Source organism: Aquitalea magnusonii (genome assembly GCF_002217795.2).
GTDB lineage: Bacteria > Pseudomonadota > Gammaproteobacteria > Burkholderiales > Chromobacteriaceae > Aquitalea > Aquitalea magnusonii_B.
Genome location: NZ_AP018823.1, coordinates 3558676 through 3583447 on the forward strand (window position 1 = coordinate 3558676; position 24772 = coordinate 3583447).

The 24772-nt window shown below is 47.9% G+C and carries 25 protein-coding genes and 2 pseudogenes; 18 read left to right on the forward strand and 9 right to left on the reverse strand.

The window, feature by feature from the left end:
* Positions 1-25 precede the first annotated feature (25 nt).
* The 9 genes from DLM_RS16910 to DLM_RS16950 form a co-directional block, all read right to left on the reverse strand.
* Positions 26-466 (reverse strand): ClpXP protease specificity-enhancing factor, encoded by a 441-nt coding sequence (locus DLM_RS16910; RefSeq protein ID WP_089085932.1) that lies wholly within the window; start codon positions 464-466, stop codon positions 26-28.
* A gap of 8 nt (positions 467-474) precedes the next feature.
* Positions 475-1077, reverse strand: coding sequence for a glutathione S-transferase N-terminal domain-containing protein (locus DLM_RS16915; RefSeq protein ID WP_089085893.1), 603 nt, complete (start codon positions 1075-1077; stop codon positions 475-477).
* Between the two features lie 158 nt (positions 1078-1235).
* On the reverse strand, positions 1236-1997 hold the full coding sequence (locus DLM_RS16920) for a cytochrome c1 (RefSeq protein WP_089085894.1): 762 nt from the start codon (positions 1995-1997) through the stop codon (positions 1236-1238).
* Positions 1998-2014: 17 nt separating this feature from the next.
* Positions 2015-3352, reverse strand: coding sequence for a cytochrome b (locus DLM_RS16925; protein WP_045846649.1), 1338 nt, complete (start codon positions 3350-3352; stop codon positions 2015-2017).
* Between the two features lie 14 nt (positions 3353-3366).
* Positions 3367-3951, reverse strand: a complete 585-nt coding sequence (gene petA / locus DLM_RS16930; protein ID WP_089085895.1) for a ubiquinol-cytochrome c reductase iron-sulfur subunit — start codon at positions 3949-3951, stop codon at positions 3367-3369.
* Positions 3952-4071: 120 nt separating this feature from the next.
* Entirely contained in the window at positions 4072-4818 is a 747-nt protein-coding gene (locus DLM_RS16935; protein ID WP_089085896.1) for a Nif3-like dinuclear metal center hexameric protein, read from the reverse strand.
* A gap of 133 nt (positions 4819-4951) precedes the next feature.
* Complete coding sequence (gene groL / locus DLM_RS16940; protein ID WP_089085897.1) at positions 4952-6595, reverse strand: chaperonin GroEL; 1644 nt, start codon at positions 6593-6595, stop codon at positions 4952-4954.
* 54 nt (positions 6596-6649) lie between these two features.
* On the reverse strand, positions 6650-6937 hold the full coding sequence (gene groES / locus DLM_RS16945) for a co-chaperone GroES (protein ID WP_045846653.1): 288 nt from the start codon (positions 6935-6937) through the stop codon (positions 6650-6652).
* A 170-nt stretch (positions 6938-7107) separates the two neighbouring features.
* Positions 7108-8097: an MraY family glycosyltransferase gene (locus DLM_RS16950; protein ID WP_231959881.1), complete on the reverse strand. Its 990-nt coding sequence runs from the start codon at positions 8095-8097 to the stop codon at positions 7108-7110.
* Between the two features lie 311 nt (positions 8098-8408).
* Here DLM_RS16950 and rfbB point away from each other — a divergent pair, with 311 nt between their 5' ends.
* From rfbB to DLM_RS17030, 18 genes and pseudogenes are all read left to right on the forward strand, one after another.
* Positions 8409-9473, forward strand: a complete 1065-nt coding sequence (gene rfbB, locus DLM_RS16955; RefSeq protein WP_089085899.1) for a dTDP-glucose 4,6-dehydratase — start codon at positions 8409-8411, stop codon at positions 9471-9473.
* A complete protein-coding gene (rfbD, locus tag DLM_RS16960; protein WP_089085900.1) occupies positions 9470-10363 on the forward strand; it encodes a dTDP-4-dehydrorhamnose reductase in 894 nt (297 codons plus the stop codon). Before rfbB ends, rfbD begins: the two co-directional genes overlap by 4 nt.
* A gap of 15 nt (positions 10364-10378) precedes the next feature.
* Entirely contained in the window at positions 10379-11248 is an 870-nt protein-coding gene (gene rfbA / locus DLM_RS16965) for a glucose-1-phosphate thymidylyltransferase RfbA (protein ID WP_089085901.1), read from the forward strand.
* Positions 11249-11262: 14 nt separating this feature from the next.
* A complete protein-coding gene (gene rfbC, locus DLM_RS16970; protein WP_089085902.1) occupies positions 11263-11808 on the forward strand; it encodes a dTDP-4-dehydrorhamnose 3,5-epimerase in 546 nt (181 codons plus the stop codon).
* Between the two features lie 33 nt (positions 11809-11841).
* Positions 11842-12840, forward strand: coding sequence for a UDP-N-acetylglucosamine 4,6-dehydratase (inverting) (gene pseB, locus DLM_RS16975; protein ID WP_089085903.1), 999 nt, complete (start codon positions 11842-11844; stop codon positions 12838-12840).
* Complete coding sequence (gene pseC / locus DLM_RS16980; RefSeq protein ID WP_089085904.1) at positions 12841-13992, forward strand: UDP-4-amino-4,6-dideoxy-N-acetyl-beta-L-altrosamine transaminase; 1152 nt, start codon at positions 12841-12843, stop codon at positions 13990-13992.
* Entirely contained in the window at positions 13989-14885 is an 897-nt protein-coding gene (locus tag DLM_RS16985) for an aldo/keto reductase (protein ID WP_089085905.1), read from the forward strand. The genes pseC and DLM_RS16985 overlap by 4 nt, the downstream gene beginning before the upstream one ends.
* Positions 14882-15658, forward strand: a complete 777-nt coding sequence (locus DLM_RS16990; RefSeq protein ID WP_089085906.1) for a cytidylyltransferase domain-containing protein — start codon at positions 14882-14884, stop codon at positions 15656-15658. Before DLM_RS16985 ends, DLM_RS16990 begins: the two co-directional genes overlap by 4 nt.
* A complete protein-coding gene (locus DLM_RS16995) occupies positions 15655-16944 on the forward strand; it encodes an aminotransferase class III-fold pyridoxal phosphate-dependent enzyme (RefSeq protein ID WP_089085907.1) in 1290 nt (429 codons plus the stop codon). Before DLM_RS16990 ends, DLM_RS16995 begins: the two co-directional genes overlap by 4 nt.
* Positions 16944-17891 carry a glycosyltransferase gene (locus DLM_RS17000; protein ID WP_119313263.1) on the forward strand — a complete coding sequence of 316 codons (948 nt, stop codon included), beginning with the start codon at positions 16944-16946 and terminating at the stop codon, positions 17889-17891. Before DLM_RS16995 ends, DLM_RS17000 begins: the two co-directional genes overlap by 1 nt.
* Positions 17876-18442 carry a UDP-4-amino-4,6-dideoxy-N-acetyl-beta-L-altrosamine N-acetyltransferase gene (gene pseH / locus DLM_RS17005; protein ID WP_167467145.1) on the forward strand — a complete coding sequence of 189 codons (567 nt, stop codon included), beginning with the start codon at positions 17876-17878 and terminating at the stop codon, positions 18440-18442. Before DLM_RS17000 ends, pseH begins: the two co-directional genes overlap by 16 nt.
* Positions 18429-19454, forward strand: a complete 1026-nt coding sequence (gene pseI / locus DLM_RS17010; protein ID WP_089085909.1) for a pseudaminic acid synthase — start codon at positions 18429-18431, stop codon at positions 19452-19454. Before pseH ends, pseI begins: the two co-directional genes overlap by 14 nt.
* Before the next feature lie 13 nt (positions 19455-19467).
* Positions 19468-20364, forward strand: coding sequence for a phytanoyl-CoA dioxygenase family protein (locus DLM_RS17015; protein ID WP_089085910.1), 897 nt, complete (start codon positions 19468-19470; stop codon positions 20362-20364).
* A complete protein-coding gene (locus tag DLM_RS23140; RefSeq protein WP_145985875.1) occupies positions 20327-21565 on the forward strand; it encodes a hypothetical protein in 1239 nt (412 codons plus the stop codon). Before DLM_RS17015 ends, DLM_RS23140 begins: the two co-directional genes overlap by 38 nt.
* A 23-nt stretch (positions 21566-21588) precedes the next feature.
* Positions 21589-21846, forward strand: a pseudogene (locus tag DLM_RS23960) (hypothetical protein); the annotation flags it as partial.
* A 150-nt stretch (positions 21847-21996) separates the two neighbouring features.
* Positions 21997-22152 (forward strand): annotated as a pseudogene (locus DLM_RS23965) (DapH/DapD/GlmU-related protein); the annotation flags it as partial.
* Between the two features lie 19 nt (positions 22153-22171).
* Positions 22172-23731: a precorrin-6A/cobalt-precorrin-6A reductase gene (locus DLM_RS23145; RefSeq protein WP_145985876.1), complete on the forward strand. Its 1560-nt coding sequence runs from the start codon at positions 22172-22174 to the stop codon at positions 23729-23731.
* A 40-nt stretch (positions 23732-23771) separates the two neighbouring features.
* Entirely contained in the window at positions 23772-24563 is a 792-nt protein-coding gene (locus DLM_RS17030) for a glycosyltransferase family 2 protein (RefSeq protein ID WP_089085913.1), read from the forward strand.
* The last annotated feature ends 209 nt before the right edge of the window (positions 24564-24772 follow it).

A 24772-nucleotide genomic window follows, 5' to 3' on the forward strand; every position in this document is an offset into this window, starting at 1 on the left:
GCTTTTTTCAGTGTGAGCACCTTGTTTATTTGACGATACGCAAGCTGGGGCGGCCCGAAGGACGTGCCGGTGCTTCTTCCTTCACGCTGGCAAGGTCCGTCTCAGGCTCAGACTCTGCCACCGGCTGCAAAGCAGGTGCTGCCGGTGCCGCGCTGTTCAGCTCCACCTCGAACCCCATGCCCTCGCCTGTTTCGCGGGCGAAAATGGACATCACATTACCGATGGGGACCCAGATATCACGGGACACCCCGGCAAAACGGGCAGAGAACGATACCCATTCGTTATCGATACGCAGATTGTGTGTGGCAGATGCCGCGATATTGAGCACGATCTCGTTGTTCTTCACGTACTCACGCGGAACATCGGCATGTTCGTCCACCCACACCACCAGGAAGGGGGTATGGCCATTGTCCGTACACCACTCATAGAGGGCACGGAGCATATAGGGCTTGGTGCTGGTGCTCATGGTCATCCTTACTTGCGCATGGCCTTTTCAGACGGAGTCAGCGAGTCGATGAAGGACTGACGCTGGAAGATGCGTTCTGCGTATTTCAGGATGGGCGCAGCATGCTTGCCCAGATCAATGTTGTAGTGCTCCAGACGCCACATCAGCGGTGCAATGGCAACATCAATCATGGAGAAATCATCGCCCAGCATGAACTTCTGTTTGGCAAACACCGGCGCAATGGTGGTCAGGCCATCGCGAATGGCTTCGCGTGCCTTGCTGGCTTCCTTGCCAGTTGCGCTGGCTTCCAGCACTTTGACATTGCAGAACAGCTCGTTTTCAAAACGGTGCAGGAACAGGCGGGCACGGGCGCGCATCACCGGATCGGCAGGCATCAGTTGCGGGTGCGGGAAACGCTCATCAATGTATTCGTTGATGATGTTGGATTCGTGCAGGATCAGGTCGCGCTCTACCAGTACCGGCACTTCGTTGTAGGGATTCATCACAGCCAGATCTTCCGGCTTGTTGTGAATGTCCACATCGATGATCTCGAAATCCATTCCCTTTTCATACAACACGATACGGCAACGTTGGCTGAAGGGGCAGGTAATTCCAGAATAAAGAGTCATCATGGCTAGCGGATATCCTTGACAGAGGCAATCGTTTTCAATCGAAGCGGGGATTTTACCATTTTCGGGATGGCAATTTCCACCACAACATCACAAGTCAATGATTACAAAAGAAAAAAGGCGGAAATCTCCGCCTTTTTTCTTACTGCCTTGCTCACTGATCAGTGAACATCTTTCCAGTATTCCTTCTTCAGGAAGTAGGTCAGCGGCAGCAGCAGCAAGCCCAGGAACATCAGCACGACATAGCCGATCTGATGACGCTTGACCTGTGCCGGCTCACCGATGAAGACCAGATAGTTGGTCAGGTCAGCCATACGCTTGTCAAACTCCACCGTATTGGCCTTGCCGTTTTCCAGCTTGGTCAACGAACCTGCCTTGACCAGCTCAAGCTTACGCTCTTCGTGGCCTGCGGCATTCTTTTCGGTTTTCAGCACCTGCTCACCCTGCATTTCCCACAGCACGTGCGGCATGCCAACCTTGTCGAACACCAGGTTGTTCCAACCGGTAGGACGGGTCGGATCGCGGTAGAAGCCACGCAGGTAGGCGTACAGATAGTCTGCGCCACGGGAACGCGCGATCAGCGACAGATCCGGCGGAGCCGCACCCAGCCACAGCTTGGCGTCCTTCTTGTCCATGGAGACATTCATCTGATCACCAATCTTGGCGCCTTCGGGCATCAGGTTGGCCTTGATCTGCTCTTCGGACAAGCCGATGTCTTCCAGACGGTTGTAGCGCATGGCGCTGGCCGAGTGGCAGGACAGGCAGTAGTTGCTGAACAGTTGCGCACCGCGTTGCAGGCTTTCAGTGTCCTGAATGTCAATCGGTGCCTTTTCCAGCGCAGGCCCTTCATTGGCCAGAACCGTGCCGCTTACCGGCAACACCAGCGCCATGGCAGCGATCAGGTGGCGGATTTTGCTTTTCATATGTCCTTTCCCCTTGCTTACACGTTGGTGGCGAACAGATAGGCCGCAATCACGGTCACTGCCACCAGCACCAGGAACTGCAACTGACGCTTGCCATTGGTGTCCGTCACGCGGGTCGGTACCGGTACGGTGCCGACATCGTTCTTGGTGTAGAACGGCATGCCCAGGAAGAAGGCGAAGTAGACGAACGACAGGATCTGCGAGATCAAGGTACGGCCGGCGGTCGGCGGCATGGCTCCCAGGATGCCCAGGCCGATGAAGGCGATGATGAACAGCACCAGCATGAACTTGAACTTGGGACCACGATAACGGATGGACTTGATCGGGGAACGATCCAGCCACGGCAGGAAGGCAATCACCACCACGGCAGCACCCATGCCGATCACACCCCAAACCTGAGTACCCAGGAAGGACGGAATGGCACGCAGAATGGCGTAGAACGGGGTGAAGTACCATACCGGCGCGATGTGCGGCGGCGTCTTCAGCGGGTCAGCCTGGTCGAAGTTCGGGTGCTCCAGGAAGTAGCCACCCATTTCCGGCAGGAAGAACACGATGATGGAGAACACGATCAGGAACACGGCCACACCGAAGATATCCTTCACGGTGTAGTAAGGATGGAAAGGAATGCCATCCAGCGGGATGCCCTTTTCGTCCTTCAGTTTCTTGATTTCCACGCCATCCGGGTTGTTGGAACCCACTTCGTGCAGTGCGATCAGGTGAGCGACCACCAGTGCCAGCAGTACCAGCGGTACGGCAATCACGTGCAGGGCGAAGAAGCGGTTCAGCGTGGCATCGGACACCACGAAGTCACCACGGATCCACACCGACAGGTCCGGGCCGATCACCGGGATGGAACCGAACAGGTTCACGATCACCTGGGCACCCCAGAAGGACATCTGGCCCCAGGGCAGCAGGTAGCCCATGAAGGCTTCTGCCATCAGGCACAGGAAGATCAGGCAACCAAACACCCATACCAGTTCGCGCGGCTGCTTGTAAGAGCCGTAGATCAGACCACGGAACATGTGCAGGTAAACCACCACGAAGAACATGGAAGCACCGGTGGAGTGCATGTAGCGGATGATCCAGCCACCTGCCACATCACGCATGATGTATTCCACCGAGGCAAACGCTACCGGGATACCGGCTGCATTGAGATTGCCATCCGGCTTGTAGTTCATGGTGAGGAAGATACCGGTGACGATCTGGATAACCAGCACCAGCATGGCCAGCGAGCCGAAGAAATACCAGAAGTTGAAGTTCTTCGGTGCGTAATACTCGGTAACGTGCTCTTTCAGCATCGACGACAGCGGGAAACGGTCGTCAATCCAGTTCAGCAGCTTTTGTCCTTTGCTCATTTTTCCCCCTCAGCTTATTTGTCGTCGCCAATCAGCAGGCGGGTATCGGACAGATACTTATGCGGCGGAATCTCCAGGTTCTTCGGAGCCGGCACACCCTTGAACACACGGGCAGCCAGGTCGAACTTGGAACCGTGGCATGGGCAGTAGAAACCACCCAGCCAATCCGGACCCAGATCGGCAGGTGCCAGATCGGGACGGAAGGTCGGCGAACAGCCCAGGTGGGTACAGATGCCCACGGCAACCAGCAATTCCGGCTTGATGGAACGGCCTTCGTTCTGGCAGTACTTGGGTTGCTGTTCTACTTCAGACTTGGGGTCAACCAGCTTGGGGTCATTCTTCGGCAAGTCCGCAATCTGCTGTTTGGTGCGGGACAGCAGCCATACCGGCTTGCCGCGCCATTCAACGTTGATTTTCTGGCCCGGCTCCAGCTTGCTGATATCCACCTCAACCGGTGCACCCGCAGCCTTTGCCCGTTCAGACGGGAAGAAACTCATCAGAAACGGCGTTGCCACCCCGGCAACGGCCACACCCCCAACAGCGCTGGTTGCTACCGTCAGAAACCGACGGCGCCCCGTATCGACTTGTTGTTCACTCATTACAGTCATCCTCAAACGTGGAAACCGAGCTCAAACTTCAAACCAGACGATTTTACCTGATTAGCAGTAGGGACATGAAGCGTCTATGCAAATAAATTGAGCCAGGTCGGGTCGTTTTGCCTAAACCGGGTTGAAAAGATCGACAAATTCAACACTGATGCCGTGCAAATGAGAAAGCTTCTCGCCCAGTGCGGCAATGCCATAACGTTCAGTGGCATGATGACCGGCGGCAATAAAGGCCACGCCATACTCGGCGGCCAGATGGAAACACTGCTCGGATACTTCACCGGTCACAAAGGCAGTTACCCCCAGGCGGATGGCTTCTTCAAAAAATCCCTGCGCCCCTCCCGTACACCAGGCCACCCGGCTTACCTGTTGATTTTCATCACCCAACAGCAAGGCATTGCGCCCCAGCACCTGACTGAGATGATCGGCAAACTCGCGGGCCGAGCCTGCTGGCGGCCAACTGCCATGCCATAGCAAGCCCTGATCACCCGACTGCCCGGCCACCTCCAGCCCCAGCACGGCGGCCAACCGGGCATTGTTGCCAAGCTCCGGATGGGCATCCAGCGGCAAGTGGTAAGCAATCAGGCTGATGTCATGCTGCAACAATTTGGCCACACGCTGACGCTTCATGCCCACCAGCCGGACATCTTCACCCTTCCAGAAGTAGCCATGATGCACCAGGATGGCATCCGCCTGGCGCTCAATCGCCGCATCGATCAGCGCCTGAGACGCAGTGACGCCGCAGACAATGCGCTTGACTTGCGCCCTGCCCTCCACCTGCAATCCATTAGGGGCATAGTCCTTGTAACGCCATGGTTCCAGCCATTCATCCAGGTTGGCGAGCACTTGCTGTAATTGCATCTTGCATCCTTGCTAAGCGAAATCGATGTCAGACTATTGTGCCAGAGATGGCGCATGCCACCCGAGATAGCGCAAAAACAAAAAACCCCGCAATGACGCGGGGTTTTTTGCATTCAGCGGAAGGCTGGTCAGCTTACATCATGCCGCCCATGCCACCCATGCCGCCCATATCCGGCATGCCGCCAGCAGCCGGCTTGTCTTCCGGCAGTTCTGCGATCATGCAGTCGGTGGTCAGCATCAGGCCGGCAACAGAAGCAGCGTGTTGCAGCGCGGAGCGGGTTACCTTGGCCGGATCCAGCACGCCCATTTCCAGCATGTCGCCGTATTCGCCGGTGGCAGCGTTGTAACCGAAGTTACCCTTGCCTTCCAGCACCTTGTTCACCACAACGGACGGCTCGTCGCCAGCGTTCTTGACGATCTGACGCAGCGGCGCTTCGATGGCCTTCAGTACGATCTTCACACCGGCGTCTTGATCAACGTTGTCGGTCTTCAGGCTGTCCAGAGTGGAACGGGCACGCAGCAGAGCCACGCCACCACCCGCTACCACGCCTTCTTCCACAGCGGCGCGGGTTGCGTGCAGCGCGTCTTCAACGCGCGCCTTCTTCTCTTTCATTTCCACTTCGGTGGCAGCGCCAACCTTGATCACGGCAACACCGCCGGCCAGCTTGGCCACGCGCTCTTGCAGTTTTTCGCGGTCGTAGTCGGAAGTGGCTTCCTCGATCTGGCGACGGATTTCACCCACGCGCGCCTGGATGGCATCAGCCTGACCAGCGCCATCGATGATAATGGTGTTTTCCTTGCCCACTTCGATACGCTTGGCTTGGCCCAGCATGTCCAGAGTGGCTTTTTCCAGGGTCAGGCCCAGTTCTTCGGCAATCACGGTACCGCCGGTCAGGATGGCGATATCCTGCAACATGGCCTTGCGACGGTCGCCAAAGCCCGGAGCCTTGACAGCAACCACCTTCAGGATGCCGCGGATGGTGTTGACCACCAGAGTAGCCAGCGCTTCGCCTTCAACATCTTCGGCAATGATCAGCAGCGGACGACCAGACTTGGCCACTTGCTCCAGTACCGGCAGCAGATCGCGGATGTTGGAGATCTTCTTGTCGAACAGCAGGACAAAAGGATTATCCAGAGCGGCAATCTGTTTTTCCTGATTGTTGATGAAGTACGGGGACAGGTAGCCGCGGTCGAACTGCATACCTTCAACCACGTCCAGTTCGTTGCTCAGGCTCTTGCCGTCTTCAACGGTAATCACGCCTTCCTTGCCCACTTTTTCCATGGCGGTGGCGATGATTTCACCGATGTCGGAATCGGAGTTGGCGGAAATGGAACCAACCTGGGCGATTTCCTTGGTGGTGGCACATGGCTTGGCGATCTTGGCGATTTCACCTACCAGGGAAATCACAGCCTTGTCGATACCGCGCTTCAGGTCCATCGGGTTCATGCCGGCGGCAACAAACTTCATGCCTTCCTGCACGATGGCCTGGGCCAGAACAGTAGCCGTAGTGGTACCGTCGCCGGCTACATCGGAAGTCTTGGAGGCCACTTCCTTCACCATTTGCGCGCCCATGTTTTCGAACTTGTCTTTCAGTTCGATTTCCTTGGCAACGGAAACACCATCCTTGGTGATGGTCGGCGCGCCAAAGGAGCGGTCCAGCACGACATTGCGGCCTTTCGGACCCAGGGTAACCTTGACGGCGTCAGCCAGAATGTTGACACCAACCACCATCTTGGCGCGTGCGGAATCACCGAACTTTACGTCTTTTGCAGCCATGCTCAAATCTCCAAAATTCTATGAAAGGGTCGTAGAAGGGTGTATGGGTCGGAATTACTCGACGATGCCCATGACATCTTCCTCGCGCATTACGAGGACTTCTTCGCCGTCAACCTTAACGGACTGGCCGGAGTACTTGCCGAAGATGACCTTGTCGCCAACCTTCAGCTCCAGCGGACGGCGCTCGCCATTGTCCAGGACCTTGCCGTTACCGACAGCCAGCACCTCGCCCATGTCGGGCTTTTCAGCTGCAGCACCCGGCAGAACGATGCCGGATGCGGTTTTTTCTTCAGCCTCAAGGCGCTTGATAACAACACGATCGTGCAGCGGACGAATTGCCATTGATCTCTCCTAAATACAATTGGCTGTTGAAAGCAAATGATCTGCCAGGATGGCAGTGCGGGGCGGGCATTAGCACTCGCCCCTGACGAGTGCTAATAATAGGGACGGCCCAGGCAGGTTTCAAGTGGGGGAGCTGCAAAAACTTTCCTGCCCGCATGGGCAGGAAGGGCTCAGGAATCGTCGCGGCGCAACACCAGCCAGTTGGGCACTTTGAAACGTACGATCATGCGGTACAGATACAGGTAGCCCAATACAAATAGCAGGCAGAACAACATCAGTACCCAGGTGCGGTTCCAGAACAACATCGCGGGAACCACAGAAAAGGAGGTCAGCAACCACAAATAGGGGGAGGTCATGCTGTTGCGCTGGGTCAGGTGACGAGCATCCTTGGAACCCACCATCCACAACACCATGCGCTTGTAAATCATCTGGTGCAGATGCAAGGCATCGGGATAGCCTACTGCCCGGCCTTGCAGAAACTTGCGGCGGTAAATGGAAAAAACCGTTTCAAATACGGGATAGATCACACACAACAAGGGAAACCACGGCGACACTGCCGGGTTGCGGGCCACCAGCAAAACCGATATTTCCGCAATCATAAAGCCAATCAAATAGGCCCCACCATCGCCGGCAAAAATCAGGCCGCGTGGGAAATTCCAGAACAGAAAACCCAACACAGCCCCAACCATGGCAAAACACACGCTCATCAGCACAATATCCTGCACCTTGAAACAGACATAAATGATGGCCAAGAAAATGAACACTGCCACCATACCGGATAGGCCGTTATAGCCATCAATGATATTCACTGCGTGCGCAACGCCGCCCACCGCCACCACGGTCAATAGCAATGACAGCCACCAGTACGAAGCCAGAAGGTGATCAACACCTGGAATGGACAGCCGTGCCAGCCCGGCACCCAGCAGGAAATAACCCAGCCCGGCGGCTACAAAGGTGGCAAGCAAGCGAGGCAAGGGGCCGATTTTCTTGGTGAGGTCTTCGATAAAACCAGCTGCGAATGCCGGGAAAGCTGACAGCAACAGCAACAGCACCCATACCGATGTGTTGAGATAGCCAGAGAGAGCACAGCCTGCAATCAGGCCCAGCATGATGGGCAGGCCGCCAATGCGCGGTACCGGCGTGGCATGGAATTTCTGCACGCCAGTGACGTCACCATCGGTCGAAAAACGTGCATGCAAGTGCGCATAGCGAATCAGGAATTGCCCCGAAAATAAAGAAGCCGCCAGTGCAAGTAGAAGAATCTGCAACATAGGATGTAATTACCTGGATAAGCATTAAACTGACGCACGACAGATCGTAAGCAGGTGAGCTGCATGTCAGTATATTTTGTTCATTTTGCCCTATAATTTGTGCCGAATAAAACGACTGATGCAAATCAGTCATCCCACCGGATGACTACTACAATATTTTCATGAAAAACAAAATTGACATAACCCATTGGAATCATTGAATGATATTGGTGACTGGCGGTGCCGGCTTCATTGGAGCCAACTTTGTCCTGGACTGGCTGAATGGCAATGACGAAGCTGTCATTAACCTGGACAAGCTGACCTACGCCGGCAATCTGCAAACCCTCTCCAGCCTGGAAAACGACCCGCGCCACCTGTTCGTACAAGGCGATATCGGGGATCGGGAACTGGTCGGCCGCCTGCTGCAAGAGCATCAGGTGCGCGCTGTCATCAACTTCGCGGCAGAAAGCCATGTCGATCGTTCCATCCACGGCCCGGGTGAATTCATCCAGACCAATGTGGTCGGCACCTTCAACTTGCTGGAAGCTGTCCGGGCCTACTGGAGTGAACTGGAAGGTGAAGCCAAAGCGGCTTTCCGCTTCCTGCACGTGTCCACTGATGAAGTGTACGGCACACTGTCCGCCACTGACGCGCCGTTCAGCGAAAGCAACCGCTACGAACCCAACAGCCCGTACTCGGCCAGCAAGGCCGCGTCTGACCACCTGGTACGTGCCTGGCACCACACTTACGGCCTGCCCGTCCTCACCACCAACTGCAGCAACAACTACGGCCCTTATCATTTCCCGGAAAAGCTGATTCCACTGGTCATCCTGAATGCACTGGCCGGCAAGCCCTTGCCCATTTACGGTGATGGCCAGCAAATCCGCGACTGGCTGTATGTGAAAGACCATTGCAGCGCCATCCGCACCGTGCTGGCGCAAGGTCGCCTGGGTGAAACATATAATGTTGGCGGCTGGAACGAAAAAGCCAATCTGGATGTAGTACACACCATTTGCCACATTCTGGACACCCTGCGCCCCAAAGCCGATGGCACAGGCTATGCCGAGCAGATCACCTACGTGCAGGACCGTCCCGGCCATGACCGCCGCTATGCCATTGATGCACGCAAGCTGGAACGCGAGCTGGGTTGGAAACCGGCAGAAACCTTTGAAAGCGGCATTCGCAAAACCGTAGAGTGGTATCTGGACAATCAGGACTGGGTCAGCAACGTCACCAGCGGCAATTATCGCCAATGGCTGGAACAACACTACGGGAACAAGGCATGAGCCGCATCCTGATTACCGGCATCAACGGCCAGTTGGGCTTCGAGCTGCGCCGCTCGCTGGCCATGCTGGGCGAGTGCATCTGCCTGGATCGCCAGCAACTGGACCTGTCCCGTTCGGCTGACATTGCCGCGGTGCTGGAGCAATACCAGCCGGACATCATCGTCAACCCGGCAGCCTACACCGCCGTGGACAAGGCCGAGAGTGACGCCGCGCTGGCCCATGCCGTGAATGCTGCCGCACCTTCCGCGATGGCCTACTGGGCCGCAGCAAAAAATGCACTGCTGCTGCACTACTCCACCGACTATGTGTTTGATGGTGACAAAGCCACACCTTATACGGAAGACGATGCCGCCAACCCACAGTCTATATATGGCTTAAGCAAATACCAGGGTGAACAGGCCATCCGCGCCAGCGGTGCCAACCACATCATCCTGCGCACCAGCTGGGTGGTGGGCGCACATGGCAGCAACTTCCTCAAGACCATCATGCGCCTGGCGCGCGAACGCGACAGCCTGAATGTGGTAGCCGACCAGATTGGCGCACCCACACCCGCTGCGCTGATTGCCGATGTGACCGCCCACATCATCAAACAATGGCAAACCAGCCAGGACAAGCAGCTGCTCGGTACCTATCACCTGACCAGCAGCGGCAGCACCAGCTGGCATGGCTATACCGCATACCTGCTTGCACTGGCAGAACGTTACGGTGTCGCACTACAGCTGAAGCCGGAAAACCTGCACGCAATTCCCAGCAGCGCCTACCCGACCCCTGCAAAACGTCCCGGCAACTCAAGGTTAAATTGCAGTAAAATCGAATGCAATTTTAGTCTTACCATGCCGGCATGGCAGGACGGTGTGGAACAAGTGTTCCAGCAAATCTTCAATTCCTGATCGGGGTGCATCATCATGAAACGCAAAGGCATCGTCTTGGCGGGTGGCAGCGGCACCCGTCTGTACCCTGCCACGCTGGCAGTCAGCAAACAATTGCTGCCCATCTACGACAAGCCGATGATCTACTACCCACTCAGCACCCTGATGCTGGCGGGAATTCGCGACATCCTGATCATCTCCACCCCGCAAGACACTCCGCGCTTTGAGCAGTTGCTGGGCGATGGCAGCCAATGGGGCATCAACCTGCAATACGCGGTACAACCCAGTCCGGATGGCCTGGCACAGGCTTTCATCATTGGTGAAGACTTCCTGGCTGGCGCGCCTTCGGCACTGGTGCTGGGTGACAACATCTTCCACGGCCATGACTTCCCCAAACTGCTGAAAGCGGCCAACGCCAAGCAGCACGGTGCCAGTGTGTTTGCCTACCACGTACAGGACCCGGAGCGCTATGGCGTGGTGGCATTCGATTCCCAGGGCAAGGCCTTGTCCATCGAAGAAAAACCGGCCGTACCCAAATCCAACTATGCCGTCACCGGTCTGTACTTCTACGACAATCAGGTCGTCGACATTGCCAAGTCAATCCGCCCCTCAGCCCGTGGCGAACTAGAAATTACCGACATCAATAACCACTACCTGCGACAAGGCCAGCTGGATGTGCAAACGATGGGCCGCGGCTACGCTTGGCTGGACACCGGCACCCATGAATCGATGCTGGAAGCGAGCCAGTTCATTGCCACCGTGGAAAACCGTCAGGGCCTAAAAGTAGCCTGCTTAGAAGAAATTGCCTATGTTCAGAGGTGGATTGGTACTACAGACTTGGAACGCCTAGCACAACCTATGAAAAAAAATGCTTATGGTCAGTATCTGTTGCGGCTATTAAAATAAGCACAGAAAAAATTATGAAAATAATCGAGAGCACCATCCCGGATGTAAAAATCATCGAACCGACAGTATTTGGTGACGACCGTGGCTTCTTTTATGAAAGCTACAACAAATATCAATTCGAAAAATTAATTGGGCAGACTGTTAACTTCATTCAAGACAATCACAGCAAATCAAGCTTTGGAGTTTTAAGAGGCCTTCATTATCAACTTGCACCATACGCACAAGCCAAGCTAGTTCGATGCATAACAGGACGCGTATTAGATGTCGCTGTTGATTTAAGAAAATCATCCCCCAGCTTTGGAAAACACTTCAGTATAGAGTTAAATGAGACGAACAAATTAATGCTATGGATCCCGAGAGGATTTGCACACGGATTCATAACCATCAGCGACAGTGCCGAATTTGTTTACAAAACAGACAACACATACCACAAAAAATCCGAGAGATGTATAAAATGGGATGATCCCGATTTAAGAATACCTTGGCCAAAAATTTTACCCAAGCTATCGGAAAAGGATTCAAACTCCCTAAATTTTCGCGATGCCGAAATGTTCGACTAAAAACACATTCAACTGCCAATCAACGAGAAAACAATGCTTAAAAATTCTACCATACTAATTACTGGCGGCACTGGATCTTTCGGAAACACCTTCATTCCGATGACCCTAGAAAAATATAATCCCAAAAAGATAATCATCTTCTCGCGCGACGAGATGAAGCAATGGGAAATGGCAAAAAAGTTTCAGGGAGACTCACGAATTCGTTTCTTTATTGGCGATGTCCGCGACAAAGATCGCCTATACCGCGCACTGGATGGTGTTGACTATGTAGTACACGCAGCAGCAACTAAAATTGTACCTACTGCTGAATACAATCCCTTTGAGTGCATCAAGACAAATATCAATGGTGCCATGAATCTTATTGATGCATGCATTGACAAGGGAGTAAAACGCGTTGTAGCTCTTTCTACCGACAAGGCCAGCAGCCCAGCAAATCTTTACGGAGCTACCAAGCTGGCATCAGACAAATTATTTGTCGCTGGCAATTCTTACTCCGGCGGTCATGATACGCGTTTCGCTGTAGTTCGATATGGGAATGTAATGGGATCGCGCGGATCAGTTATTCCGTTTTTCTTGTCAATTAGAGAAAGCGGAGAATTACCGATCACCGACCCACGGATGACTCGCTTCATGATCACACTTGAACAAGGTGTTGAACTCGTATGGCACGCATTCGATGACATGATTGGTGGTGAAATATACGTCAAAAAAATTCCATCCATGAGCATTACTGATATAGCACAAGCAGTTGCTCCAGCTGCCAAACATAAAATTGTAGGCATACGGCCTGGTGAAAAATTACATGAACAGATGATTGGCATTGAAGATGCCTACTATACCTATGAATATGATGAACACTTTAAAATATTGCCGAACATAAATGGTTGGGAAAATGACCCTTCCCGGATAAAAAATGGCCAAAAAGTCGAAGAGGGTTTTATATATGCGAGTGATAACAACCCTGAATGGATGAGCATTTCAGAACTGCAGCAATGGGTTGAAACCAATAAACAAAAAGTAGGACAGATTTAAATGGAATTTATTCCGTACGGGCGACAAACCATTGAAGCAGAAGATGAACAGGCTGTACTTGAGGTCCTGCGCTCGCCATTTTTAACACAAGGGCCAAAGGTTGCTGAATTCGAACAGGCGCTATGTTCATACACTGGCGCACGTTATTGCCTAGCAGTGGCTAGTGGAACTGCAGCACTACATTTAGCAGTGGCTGCACTGGATTTGCCTGAAGGTAGTGAAGGGATAACAACCCCCAACACTTTTACCGCTTCTGCCAATAGTATGGTCTATTGCGGTATCACGCCTGTATTTGCTGACATTGACGCTGATAGCTACAATATTTCTCCTGCGGCTATCTCTAAAAAAATCAACTCTCGCACCCGGCTGATTACTGCAGTTCATTTTGCTGGGCAAGCTGCGGACATGCCCGCGATTGCAAGAATTGCCAATCAGAACAAGCTGAAAGTCATTGAAGATGCTGCGCACGCAATCGGCTCATGCTATGAAGATGGTAGCAGAGTTGGCAATTGCCGATATTCGGATCTGACCATCTTCTCGTTTCACCCAGTCAAAACGATGACAACGGGAGAAGGCGGCGCGATCATGACAAACGATGAAGCACTGTATCGCAAGATGCTACTGCTTCGCTCCCATGGAATAACCAAAGAGCCTGCGCTGCTGAGCCAAAATCCTGGTCCATGGTATTACGAAATGCAAGCACTAGGCTGGCATTATCGACTAACCGATATTCAAGCCACCCTGGGTATCAGTCAATTAGCACGCATTGAAAAATTCAAAGCTAAGCGGCGTGCAATTGTCGCAAAATATAATGAAGCGTTTAATAATCACCCCTACATAACGATACCCAAAGAGAAGACAGGTACCAGCGCATGCTTCCACTTGTATGTCATTCAAATTGACTTTGAACAGTTAGGAAAAAGTCGTAGCGAAGTCATCGCACAACTCGCTACATATGGAATTGGCAGCCAAGTTCACTACATCCCGGTGCATACACAACCGTGGTACCAGGCAAGCTACGGCTATCGTGAGGGTGACTACCCTGTAGCAGAGCGCTACTACCATCATTGCCTGTCAATTCCGCTATATTCGGCTATGAGTGAAGAAGATGTACAGCGGGTAATTTTCGCCATCCAGGAGATAATAAAATGAACCGGTTGGCATTGGGAACTGTTCAATTTGGTCTTTCCTATGGCGTAACCAACACCGAAGGCCAAGTCAGCGAAGTGAGCGTGCAGGAAATTCTGCAAGAGGCAAGCCAGCATGGTATTGACATGCTGGACACCGCAGCCGCCTATGGCGAGTCAGAAGTGGTACTGAGCAAGCAGATAGCCACCAATCAATTTGAATTGGTCAGTAAAACCCGGCCTTTATCCAGCATGAAGGGCAAATTGGATCAAGTTGAGAAAGCACTAAATCAGAGCCTCGACCGACTCGCCCTTCATCGTCCACTTTACGGAATGCTGATTCATCATGCCGATGATTTACTCGGTCCACAAGGGGATGATATCTGGAAACTGCTGCAAGAAAAAAAACAGCAGGGGCGTATTTGTAAAATTGGTGTTTCAGTTTACTCCGCACAAGAACTTGACCTGATCTGCCAACGCTATGCAATCGATTTGGTCCAATTACCCCATAACGTTTTGGATCAGCGATTAAGGATTTCTGGTCATTTACAAACATTACAAGACAATTGCATCGAAATTCATGTTCGGTCAGCATTTCTACAAGGTTTGCTACTACTACAGGACATAGCAGCCTTACCTGTACATCTGCAAGAACTGAAACCAGCACTAGCACGTTTTCAGCAACGGGCAGGGGAACTGGGTTGCTCAACACTGGCCCTGGCCTTGGGCTACCTGCGCCAGCAAACTGCCATTGATCGCGTGTTAGTCGGCGTAGTAAACCCTCAGCAGCTCACCGAAATCATTGTTGCCTGGACAGAGGCAGCAAGCCTGCCTCTGCATTGTGCAGATGACTTGGCCATTGACACAGAACACCTGCTCAATCCTGCCAAATGGTCGCTTTTGAAAGTATCGCAATGAACACGTTAACTCTGTTGCAAGCACGCAGCAGTTCTACGCGCCTACCGGGTAAAGTGCTCAAAACACTCATGGGCAAGCCCATGATCCTGCAGCAAATCGAACGGATTAAGAAAGCGCAACACATCGGTACGCTATGCTTGGTCACCAGTACAGATACAAGCGACGATGAGCTGGCAAGCATCGTCGGCTCGGCAGGCATTCCCGTATATCGTGGAAGTCTGGATGATGTACTGGATCGTTTCTACATGGCGGCTCTGCCATACAAAGCGGATACTATCGTCAGACTGACCGGTGACTGCCCACTGGCAGACCCTGAAATCATCGATCAGGCTATTCAGAGTTTCCATAAAGAGAAAGTAGATTATCTGGGGAATGGCTTACCGCCGAGTTACCCCGATGGAATGGATGTGGAGGTATTCCGGTTCAGTGCACTGGAGACAGCATGGAACCATGCCAAGCTTTCATCGGAACGTGAACATGTAACACCTTATATCTACAAGAACCCCGAGCGATTCCATCTCGCTAATCTCACGCATGCGACCAATCTGTCAGATTTACGACTCACAGTTGATGAAGCATGCGATTTTGAACTGGTAGAAAAAATTTACCAGGCGCTGATGCCAGTAGAGCCAGACTTTTTACTGCCAGACATACTGGAGCTGCTTGCACGCCATCCAGAATGGCTGGAATTGAATCAAAAAATTACTCGCAACGAAGGCTATCTCAAGTCCATCAAGCAAGATACAAATAGCCTAAAAGGAATTCAATCATGAGTGAACGCTACAACTTATCTGAACAGTATCTTAGCCGGGCACTACAAAGCATACCGCTTGGCTCACAAACTTTTAGTAAAAGCCGTACGCAGTATCCTCTTGGCGTTTCCCCCTATTTTATTGAAAGAGGTGAAGGCTGCTATGTATGGGATGTGGATGGAAACAAATATCTAGACATGATTGGCAGTCTGGCTGCTTTAACATTGGGACACAACGACCCAGATGTCACCAAGGCGGTGAGTCGCCAACTACAAGATGGTATTATTTTTTCTCTGCCACATCCTTTGGAATTTCAGGTCGCAGAAAAAATCATTTCGCTGGTTCCTTGTGCAGAAAAAGTCCGTTTTGGGAAGAATGGCTCAGATGCAACTGCAGGTGCTATCCGTGTTTCCCGTGCATTTACCAACAGAGACCATGTTGCAGTATGCGGATATCATGGCTGGCAAGATTGGTACATTGGATCTACCGCCCGTAACCTAGGCGTCCCGCAAGCGACCCGCGACCTGACCCATACTTTTATGTATAACGATCTGGACAGTCTGAAAAAGCTATTTACTGATTATCCGGAGCAGATCGCAGCGGTTATTCTGGAGCCAATGAATGTCACGGCACCGGCAAATGATTTTCTGGCAAAAGTGAAAGAACTGACACATCAACACGGTGCGGTGCTCATTTTTGATGAAACCATTACCGGATTTCGCTATGCCAAAGGTGGTGCACAAGAACTGTTTGGTGTAACACCAGATCTGGCCACTTTTGGCAAAGGGCTGGCCAATGGTTACCCCGTATCGGCCGTCGCAGGGCGCGCTGACATCATGCAATTGATGGAGGAAATTTTCTTCTCCTTCACTTTTGGCGGTGAAACGCTCTCTCTGGCAGCCGCATTGGCTACCATGCAGAAACTAGAAGAGCACCCTGTCATTGAAACACTCAATGCCCAAGGCAAAAAAATCCTTGATTATCTGAACAGCAAGATCACAGAGCTTGGAGCTGAAGATATTTTTGCTACCGCAGGGCATCCAAGCTGGAGCTTCCTGCTGATCAAGGACACTTCCCAATACAGCAGTTGGCAGATCAAAACCTTATTCATGCAGGAAATGCTGGCACGTGGAGTACTGACCTTCGGCACCCACAACATGGGCTATGCCCACGATGACACGGCCTTGGCACAGCTCTTTAGCGCCTATGATCAAGTACTGCCACTTATCGTTACCGCTGTCCGGCACAATAACCTTCTTGAGCAATTGCGCTGCGAACCATTGCAACCCTTGTTCAAGGTTCGTTAATGCATCCACTGCATATTTATACGGAAGGGGATCAACAGCGCGGCCTGGGACACCTGACGCGCTGTTCTGCCTATGCAAAGACATGGGAAGATGCAGGAGGAAAAGTCATATGGTACGTAGATGGGGATCATTTAGCGGAGAAACAGCTAAATACGCAACATGTCATTTTTGCGAAATGGCAAACTAGTTTTACAGCAACCCCAAAGCAAAACGCAATAGCATTAGTTGACAGTTATAGCGCACCGCTTGAACTATATCAACATGTTTCAAATAAATATTGCAAAGCTGTTTTTCTGGATGACACCTACCGTCTCGAATATCCGGCCGGTTTAGTCATTCATGCAGCCCCTGGTGTAATAAAAAATATGCAAGGTTGTGCCACATGGGTTTATGGCCCCAAGTGGCAACCACTAAGACCCGCATTCTGGGACATTTCCAAACGTACAATTATTAATGAAGAAGTAAAAAACATTTTAGTTATGCTTGGAGGGACAGATATTCACAATATGACCTCTTGCATATTAGAGCTGACCAGGAAACACTATCCATTAGCTCATATACATATTATTACAATTACACAAGTCTCGATAGATAACAAATGTACTCAGTACAGTTTTTTGAGTGCAGAAAATATTGCTGAATTGATGACTAAGTGCGACCTAGCGGTGAGTGCTGCTGGCCAAACAATTTATGAGCTCGCAGCTACTGGTACCCCTGCCATATTGATATGTACAGCCGAAAACCAGAAAATACAGATCAATGGTTGGAATGAATTTTCATGTTTTCACTATGCAGGAAAATGGAGTGATAAAGATATTCTTAAAAACATCAGCACTAAGCTTGAACGGTTAAAAGATATTTCCCTCCGAAGAAGTGACTGCTCTAAGTTGCAAAATATAGTAGATGGACTTGGTACAAAGAGATGGTTGGAATGGATGAACTCATAAATATAATGCATGATGAAATCAATTACAGAGACTTCACCTTCAGGCCATTCTCTTTGCTGAATGATGCAGAGGCTGAAGCTGTGTGGAGAATGCGCAATCACCCAGATATTACTTGCTGGATGGTCAACTCTGAACCAATTCCTCTTGCACAGCATCTTCTCTTTATTAAAAACCAGCAAAATCAAACAAAAAACTTTAACTTTCTTGCACAATTCAATAAATTTCCAGTAGGTGTTATTTCACTTCACGATGTAGACTTTATTAATCAATCAGCACGGGTAGGCATATATAAGAACCCAGAAAATTTGACCCACATAACAGGAGCGGATCTACTGGATGGACTATGCGATATAGCATTTAATCATGCGCAGCTTCACACATTAAAGCTGGAAGTTATTGCAAGCAACATCCGAGCAATAAAACTTTACCATAAAGTAGGTTTTCAAGAAGAAGGTTTGAGTAGAGAAATTCTGAAACGTGGCAATCAATTTCTTGACATGATACAAATGGGAATTATTGACCGAGAATGGAAAAAATATGAACTGGAATAGCACGAAGAAAACACTTATCATTGCTGAACTATCAGCAAACCATGGACATAATATTGAAAATGCATTGGAGACAGTCCGTGCTGCAAAAGAATGCGGTGCAGATGCTATAAAAATACAAACCTACACCGCGGATACAATCACACTGAATTGTGATAATAAATACTTCCAGATAAAACAAGGCACCATATGGGATGGCACCACGCTTTATAAATTATATCAAGAAGCCTATACCCCATGGGAATGGCATGCTGCAATCCAGGCGGAAGCAGAGAAGCAGGGGCTGATGTTTTTCTCGACACCATTCGACTTCACTGCCGTCGATTTTCTGGAAACTCTCAACGTTCCACTTTATAAGATTGCATCCTTTGAAATTACCGATATTCCTCTCATAGAATACACGGCTAGCAAAGGTAAGCCGATGATCATTTCAACGGGCATTGCATCAATCTCAGATATTGACGAAGCAATAAATGCCTGCAAGCGCATGGGTAACCATGATATTACCTTACTGAAATGTACATCTTCCTACCCTGCACCAGTGGAAGAAGCCAACCTGCTTACGATCCCAAACCTGGCACAGACATTTGGAGTGAAGGTAGGCTTGTCGGACCACACCATGGGTCATGCGGTGGCTCTGGCTGCAGTAGCACTCGGTGCAGAAGTAATTGAAAAGCACTTCATCATTGACCGTAGCATTGGTGGTCCTGATGCATCTTTTTCAATGACCCCTGATGAATTTAAAACAATGGTAGAAAATATTCGCATTGTTGAAGCTGCCATGGGAAAAATCAGTTACGAGTTAACTGAAAAAATTCAAAATAGCCGTAAATTTTCTCGCTCATTATTTGTTTGTGAAAATATTAAAAAAGGCGAACTCATTACGTCTGAAAATATTAAATCTGTTAGGCCCGGCGATGGTCTTCCGCCAAAGCACTATAGTAAGGCTATCGGAATGAGGGCTAAGCAGGACATTCCAGCGGGTACTCCGCTATCTTGGAACTTACTTGATTAACCGAGGCTTAAATATGATCAGCAAATACAAAATAATGCGCGGAATGTTGAAGCGCAAATTTGCACGTGATATAGCTTTTTCTTTTTGCAAAAAAATTAACAGCAAACAATACAGGAAATTTATAAGCAAAAAAAACAACGAGATTCGCACTAGCCTTTTTGCTACGAATCAAAACGCTATAGAAAATGCTGTTAATGAAGTGAATCAACACGGTGCAACACTTGGACTTCAACTTCCTAAGCACATCGTAGACTACGTTTATTCTTACGCATTAAAAAATCCTGTATTTGCAGATCGAGAAGCTGATAAAGGATTTTATATTCATCAACTTTCAAAAGCAAAAGAAGTTCTCAAAAAAGACATTTTACTAGCTCAATATTTTAACATCCTTGAAGATGACACCATCCGGAGTATTGCAGAAGACCCCTACTTGCAACTTACTGCTGCTGAATATTTAAAAACAGAACCAAAACTGATGGGGGCTAATTTATGGTGGACGTTCCCATCGACACCATCCAATGAAGATAGAGACAGACATGCTCATGTTTACCACTACGACCTAGATGACATTAAATTTATTAAATTTTTTATTTACATAACAGATGTCGACATACAATCCGGTCCGCATATATTTGTAAAAGGCTCTAATAGAAATATACGTTACAAAAACAGCATAGTAAAATCAATAAGATTCTCAGACAAAGATATTTTAGACTGGTATGGAAGTGAAAATATCATAACAGTAACTGGGCCTGCGGGATCAACACTGATTGAAGATACGATCACAATTCATAAAGGCAGCACACCGATATCTAAACCTAGGTTACTGTTACAATTCGAATTTGGAATTAATCAATACCCGGAAGTATCCTGTGAATGCGCAAAAGAGCTACAAAAATTTATTATCTAAAATTAGAGCATGGGAATATATAATATTTCTATGCTCCTCGGCTGCTTTCGTTACACTCAAAGGCATTCTCCTTGGAAAGCTTTTAAATCACATAGAATATGCCAGTTACAATTATTTTCAGATCATCTCTGGATTTGGCTGCATATTTATAGGTGCTGGGATCATCTTACGCCACCACGTCGAACTCCCTTCATTATTGAAGGAAAATAATTCAGGAAAATTATATGCATTTACAAGCCAATCACATAGTATTTTAATTGCAAACTCACTCATTTCTTGTATCGCACTATCCCTATTTAGCTTTTTCAGCAATGGCGAGGTTTTATTAGCAGCACTCGGAGCTTGGCAGGCTATCTTGTTGCTAACTTTCACACTAGAACTGATAAAACTTAAAAGCGGAGAATACTTTACAAAGTATGCTCAAAAATTACTTATCCGCAACTTAGTAATTTTTTTAGTTGCGGCAGCAACTGCATATGTAACAAAAAACGCTATTAAAACTGCCTTAGCAGAGGTTGCGATCAATACAATTCTGACCGGAAACCTTTTAATAACATATTGTAAAAACACTTCCCTCCCCAACCTTAACTACATTAAAAAAACATTAAAATACATACCACTTGAATTATTTGGAGCACTCTCCCAATATCAAGATAGACTAGCTGCTAGTTTCATTCTCTCCAAAATGGAATTTTCTCGATTTTCATATTTTTTCATTATCATCAACATTGGAATAACACTTCAGCAATTTATAAATACAAAATTAATTGTTAGTTTTTCCACAGAAGAAGTCACTTCAGCATTTCGCAAATTCAGACTGGGAAGTATTTCTCTTACAGGAATAATCGTTTTTACAACATCATTTGTGCTGATCACAATTAGTTCAATAAATATGGCTCCGCACTGGTTGAATCTTGACCTTGAATCACTATGTCTCATCATTTGCATCGCAACTTTCAAAGGTGCTGATTTAACTCAGAGTTATTTGATTTGTCGCCACATGAAAAAGCTTGCTCTGATATTACAACTCACTGCCACTACCACCTTTATACTAGGCATGATATATATATATCACCAAAAAATAACCGACTTAATGTATTTTTTAAAGTTCATTGCAACTTGGCAATTCATATGTTTAACAATAAGCACATTAATAATATGGCTTAAAAACAGGAAACAGGAAACATGTTGCAACGGATAATAAATTTTATTGCTTACCTTATTATGTCAAAAGCATTTATTATCAAGGAAATCACTTCAAGAAATAAAATACATCCATACTGTACAATTAAAAATCCACGTAATATACGCATCGGGAAATGTAATTCAATTCAATCTTGCAGACTAGTGGCCACCTCAGGAGTTATCAGCATAGCAGATAATTGTTGGATTAATTATGATGTAGAAATTTGCCCTAGTAAATTAATAAAAATCGGGAATAAGACTACAATTCAAAAAAGAAGTACTATTAACGGAAATGTCCAAATTGGTGAGGAATGCATTATTGCTCCAAATGTATTTATTTCATCTGGTACTCATATATATGATTTAAAGCCAGAACTAAGTATTCGTGAACAGGAGAAGTATGCAGAAAATAATCATACCGAAAAAGAATATGACAGGCCGATTGCCATAGGCAACGATGTCTGGATTGGAGTAAACGCCGTTATCTTGCCTGGTGTAACCATCGGAGATCATTGTATTATTGGTGCCAATGCTGTTGTAACTAAAGATGTAGAATCAGGAAAAATTGTAGCAGGTGTACCTGCCAAAGTAATTGGCCTACGCCAAGTTTCAGGAGCGTGAGATGAATATCGGATTTGTTAACATTTACTCGTATCGACCGCATGTCGAGCATCTCTACTTCTTGGCTCATACCATGCAACAGGGTGGTGCAAATATTTTTGCTCTCACTTGCGATGGCTCAATCAACTCATGTTATTCAAAAATATTAAAAGATAAAGGAGCCCTGACGGAATGCAGTAAATGTATTGTCGGCGGTGTCCGCTCCTTTCCATTTCAAAATATTTCTTCCATCAAGAAAACTGTTTCATCACAGATTCTTTCAGTGGATGAATTAGAACAAAACTTGACTTCTAGTGCGGCAACACTGACACGTATTGCCTGTGAGAAGGATTTGAATGATTTTCAACTGAAAAATATCCGTGAACAGCTGAAAGCAAATGCCTTTTCCACATTCCATTCGACCGTCAGATGGATTGAAGATAATAAAATTGATGCTGTAATATGTTTCAATGGCCGTATAGATATGACTCGCATGATAACATTGGCATGTGAGCGGCTTGGGGTGCCATACATTACGCATGAGCGCACTTGGTTCGGCCATGGTATCCAATTAATACCTAATGGTAATTGCCTCTCATTAATACCAATTAACCAGCTAACTTCCTCTTATGAAGATAAGCCTTTGTTAAAACATCAGGCAGATCTTGCAGGGGATCTTCTAGCCCGTCGCTTTTTAAAATCTAATGATCTAGAATGGCGAGTCTACAATCGTGCTGCTGAAAAAGCGGTTTGGCCTGTTGTGCATTCTGGGGAAAGAATTTTACTTCTACCGAGTAGTTGGAATGAATTTGCGATGCATCCGGAATGGAAAACTGAATGGCAAGATCCACTAGATGGATTAGATGCCTTCTTCGATACATACCAAGTTTCTGCAAATCAAATTGTTCTTCGTTGCCATCCGAATTGGGCTGAGAATATTGGACGTATTGACGGGAAAAAGATATCAAAACACTACCAAGACTGGGCTAAAAAGCGTGGTATTTATTGCATTGCTTCTGACCAAAAAGTCGATACTTATGACCTGATACAGGAAGCGGATACCGTCGTTCTGAATGGAGGTAGTTCAGCGATTGAAGCCGCAGCCTGTGGAAAAACCGTATTTAACCTAGGCCATATGACATATGAGGCTGCGACCTTTTGCCATACCATGACATCTTATTCTGATTTCAATAATGCAATATTAAACTCTAAACTATTAACAGTTAAAAATCGTCATCGTAGCAACTTACGTTACATCTATACTCATGCAGCACGATACCCACAATTCACCAATTATGTGCGAGCTATTTCAACCACACACTACAAGTACTATGACGGATTAGATCACAACAGGTTGTTTAACATTATCAAATCCGGTCGATTAGAGGCCGATGATTCTACATTTTCCAATACAGATGAACATGAAAATAGTCTCATTGACAAATTGATGGGACGTGATTGGAAATCTTTGGTACTACATCCAGAGCAAGATACTTTCTCAGAGTTGCTGCCCATCCAGCGGCGTGCATCCATGCGCTGGGTTGATCGTGTCAGAATGCTGATGCCACTTGGTGATCGGTAATATCTGCCGCTATAAAAATCAACTTTTGGACCATCAGATAATGATTACTGTGATAATTCCTACTTTCAATGCTGCACATTACATTAAAGACACAATACAATCGGTAATTGACCAAACCTTTAAAGAGTGGTCGATGATTATTATTGATGATCACTCAACAGATGATACTTGGGAAATTATTAATCAATTTTGCCATACCGACAGTCGAATAAAAGCGATCCAATTAAAAGAAAACTTTGGCAGACCGGCAGGGCCACGAAATATTGGATTGTCGCATGCGAAAACTCCATGGGTTGCATTTCTGGATGCCGATGATATCTGGCATCCACAAAAACTTGCCATTCAACTTGACTTTGCTAAAAAAAATCAATACGACTTGATCTGTAGTCAAATGACTGATTTCACTGGTGAGCCTCCAACTCCAACATTAATTCAACAAGAAAATATTTCCTGTAAAAAAATCACATTTTTTGACCAATTAACAAAAAATCGTATTCCAACATCCTCTGTTATCATCAAAAAAAATGTAGCCATAAAATTCAATGGATTTAAAGAGTCCCCTATTTTTAGGGCGATTGAAGACTATGACTTGTGGCTGAAAATAGCTGCTGATAATTATAGAATTGGCAAATGCTGTACAACGCTTGTCTATTATCGAATACTTACCAACTCCATTTCAAGAAATAAAAAAACTCATGTCAAGAAAGTTTTCTGGCTTATCTATCACACACTTGCAACCAAACGCCGTTATCTACTACCTCTTTACCCATATTTTTTACTTACGTACATACTACTTTCAATTTATTATCGTTTAATAATGAAAGCACTTTGACGCAAACCATGCATATTGACAAATCACTAAAATATGTTAAAGAGCACAAGATTCTTATATCTTTGCTTGTTTTTATCATTTCCTCTCATTATTACTACTTGTACTTTATTACCTTTCACGAAGGAGTCACTCATACACCTTTAGCAATGCAGATTGTTAAAATCTTTGCATCTGTATTGTTTTACTTAACTTTCTTTGATTTCAGAAGG

What these genes read in the sequence shown, in the direction of transcription:
- DLM_RS16910 (WP_089085932.1), bottom strand. Translation starts at nt 466, where the DNA reads ATGAGCACCAGCACCAAGCCCTATATGCTCCGTGCCCTCTATGAGTGG.
- DLM_RS16915 (WP_089085893.1), bottom strand. Translation starts at nt 1,077, where the DNA reads ATGATGACTCTTTATTCTGGAATTACCTGCCCCTTCAGCCAACGTTGC.
- DLM_RS16920 (WP_089085894.1), bottom strand. Translation starts at nt 1,997, where the DNA reads ATGAAAAGCAAAATCCGCCACCTGATCGCTGCCATGGCGCTGGTGTTG.
- DLM_RS16925 (WP_045846649.1), bottom strand. Translation starts at nt 3,352, where the DNA reads ATGAGCAAAGGACAAAAGCTGCTGAACTGGATTGACGACCGTTTCCCG.
- petA (WP_089085895.1), bottom strand. Translation starts at nt 3,951, where the DNA reads ATGAGTGAACAACAAGTCGATACGGGGCGCCGTCGGTTTCTGACGGTA.
- DLM_RS16935 (WP_089085896.1), bottom strand. Translation starts at nt 4,818, where the DNA reads ATGCAATTACAGCAAGTGCTCGCCAACCTGGATGAATGGCTGGAACCA.
- groL (WP_089085897.1), bottom strand. Translation starts at nt 6,595, where the DNA reads ATGGCTGCAAAAGACGTAAAGTTCGGTGATTCCGCACGCGCCAAGATG.
- groES (WP_045846653.1), bottom strand. Translation starts at nt 6,937, where the DNA reads ATGGCAATTCGTCCGCTGCACGATCGTGTTGTTATCAAGCGCCTTGAG.
- rfbB (WP_089085899.1), top strand. Translation starts at nt 8,409, where the DNA reads ATGATATTGGTGACTGGCGGTGCCGGCTTCATTGGAGCCAACTTTGTC.
- rfbD (WP_089085900.1), top strand. Translation starts at nt 9,470, where the DNA reads ATGAGCCGCATCCTGATTACCGGCATCAACGGCCAGTTGGGCTTCGAG.
- rfbA (WP_089085901.1), top strand. Translation starts at nt 10,379, where the DNA reads ATGAAACGCAAAGGCATCGTCTTGGCGGGTGGCAGCGGCACCCGTCTG.
- rfbC (WP_089085902.1), top strand. Translation starts at nt 11,263, where the DNA reads ATGAAAATAATCGAGAGCACCATCCCGGATGTAAAAATCATCGAACCG.
- pseB (WP_089085903.1), top strand. Translation starts at nt 11,842, where the DNA reads ATGCTTAAAAATTCTACCATACTAATTACTGGCGGCACTGGATCTTTC.
- pseC (WP_089085904.1), top strand. Translation starts at nt 12,841, where the DNA reads ATGGAATTTATTCCGTACGGGCGACAAACCATTGAAGCAGAAGATGAA.
- DLM_RS16985 (WP_089085905.1), top strand. Translation starts at nt 13,989, where the DNA reads ATGAACCGGTTGGCATTGGGAACTGTTCAATTTGGTCTTTCCTATGGC.
- DLM_RS16990 (WP_089085906.1), top strand. Translation starts at nt 14,882, where the DNA reads ATGAACACGTTAACTCTGTTGCAAGCACGCAGCAGTTCTACGCGCCTA.
- DLM_RS16995 (WP_089085907.1), top strand. Translation starts at nt 15,655, where the DNA reads ATGAGTGAACGCTACAACTTATCTGAACAGTATCTTAGCCGGGCACTA.
- DLM_RS17000 (WP_119313263.1), top strand. Translation starts at nt 16,944, where the DNA reads ATGCATCCACTGCATATTTATACGGAAGGGGATCAACAGCGCGGCCTG.
- pseH (WP_167467145.1), top strand. Translation starts at nt 17,876, where the DNA reads ATGGATGAACTCATAAATATAATGCATGATGAAATCAATTACAGAGAC.
- pseI (WP_089085909.1), top strand. Translation starts at nt 18,429, where the DNA reads ATGAACTGGAATAGCACGAAGAAAACACTTATCATTGCTGAACTATCA.
- DLM_RS17015 (WP_089085910.1), top strand. Translation starts at nt 19,468, where the DNA reads ATGATCAGCAAATACAAAATAATGCGCGGAATGTTGAAGCGCAAATTT.
- DLM_RS23145 (WP_145985876.1), top strand. Translation starts at nt 22,172, where the DNA reads ATGAATATCGGATTTGTTAACATTTACTCGTATCGACCGCATGTCGAG.
- DLM_RS17030 (WP_089085913.1), top strand. Translation starts at nt 23,772, where the DNA reads ATGATTACTGTGATAATTCCTACTTTCAATGCTGCACATTACATTAAA.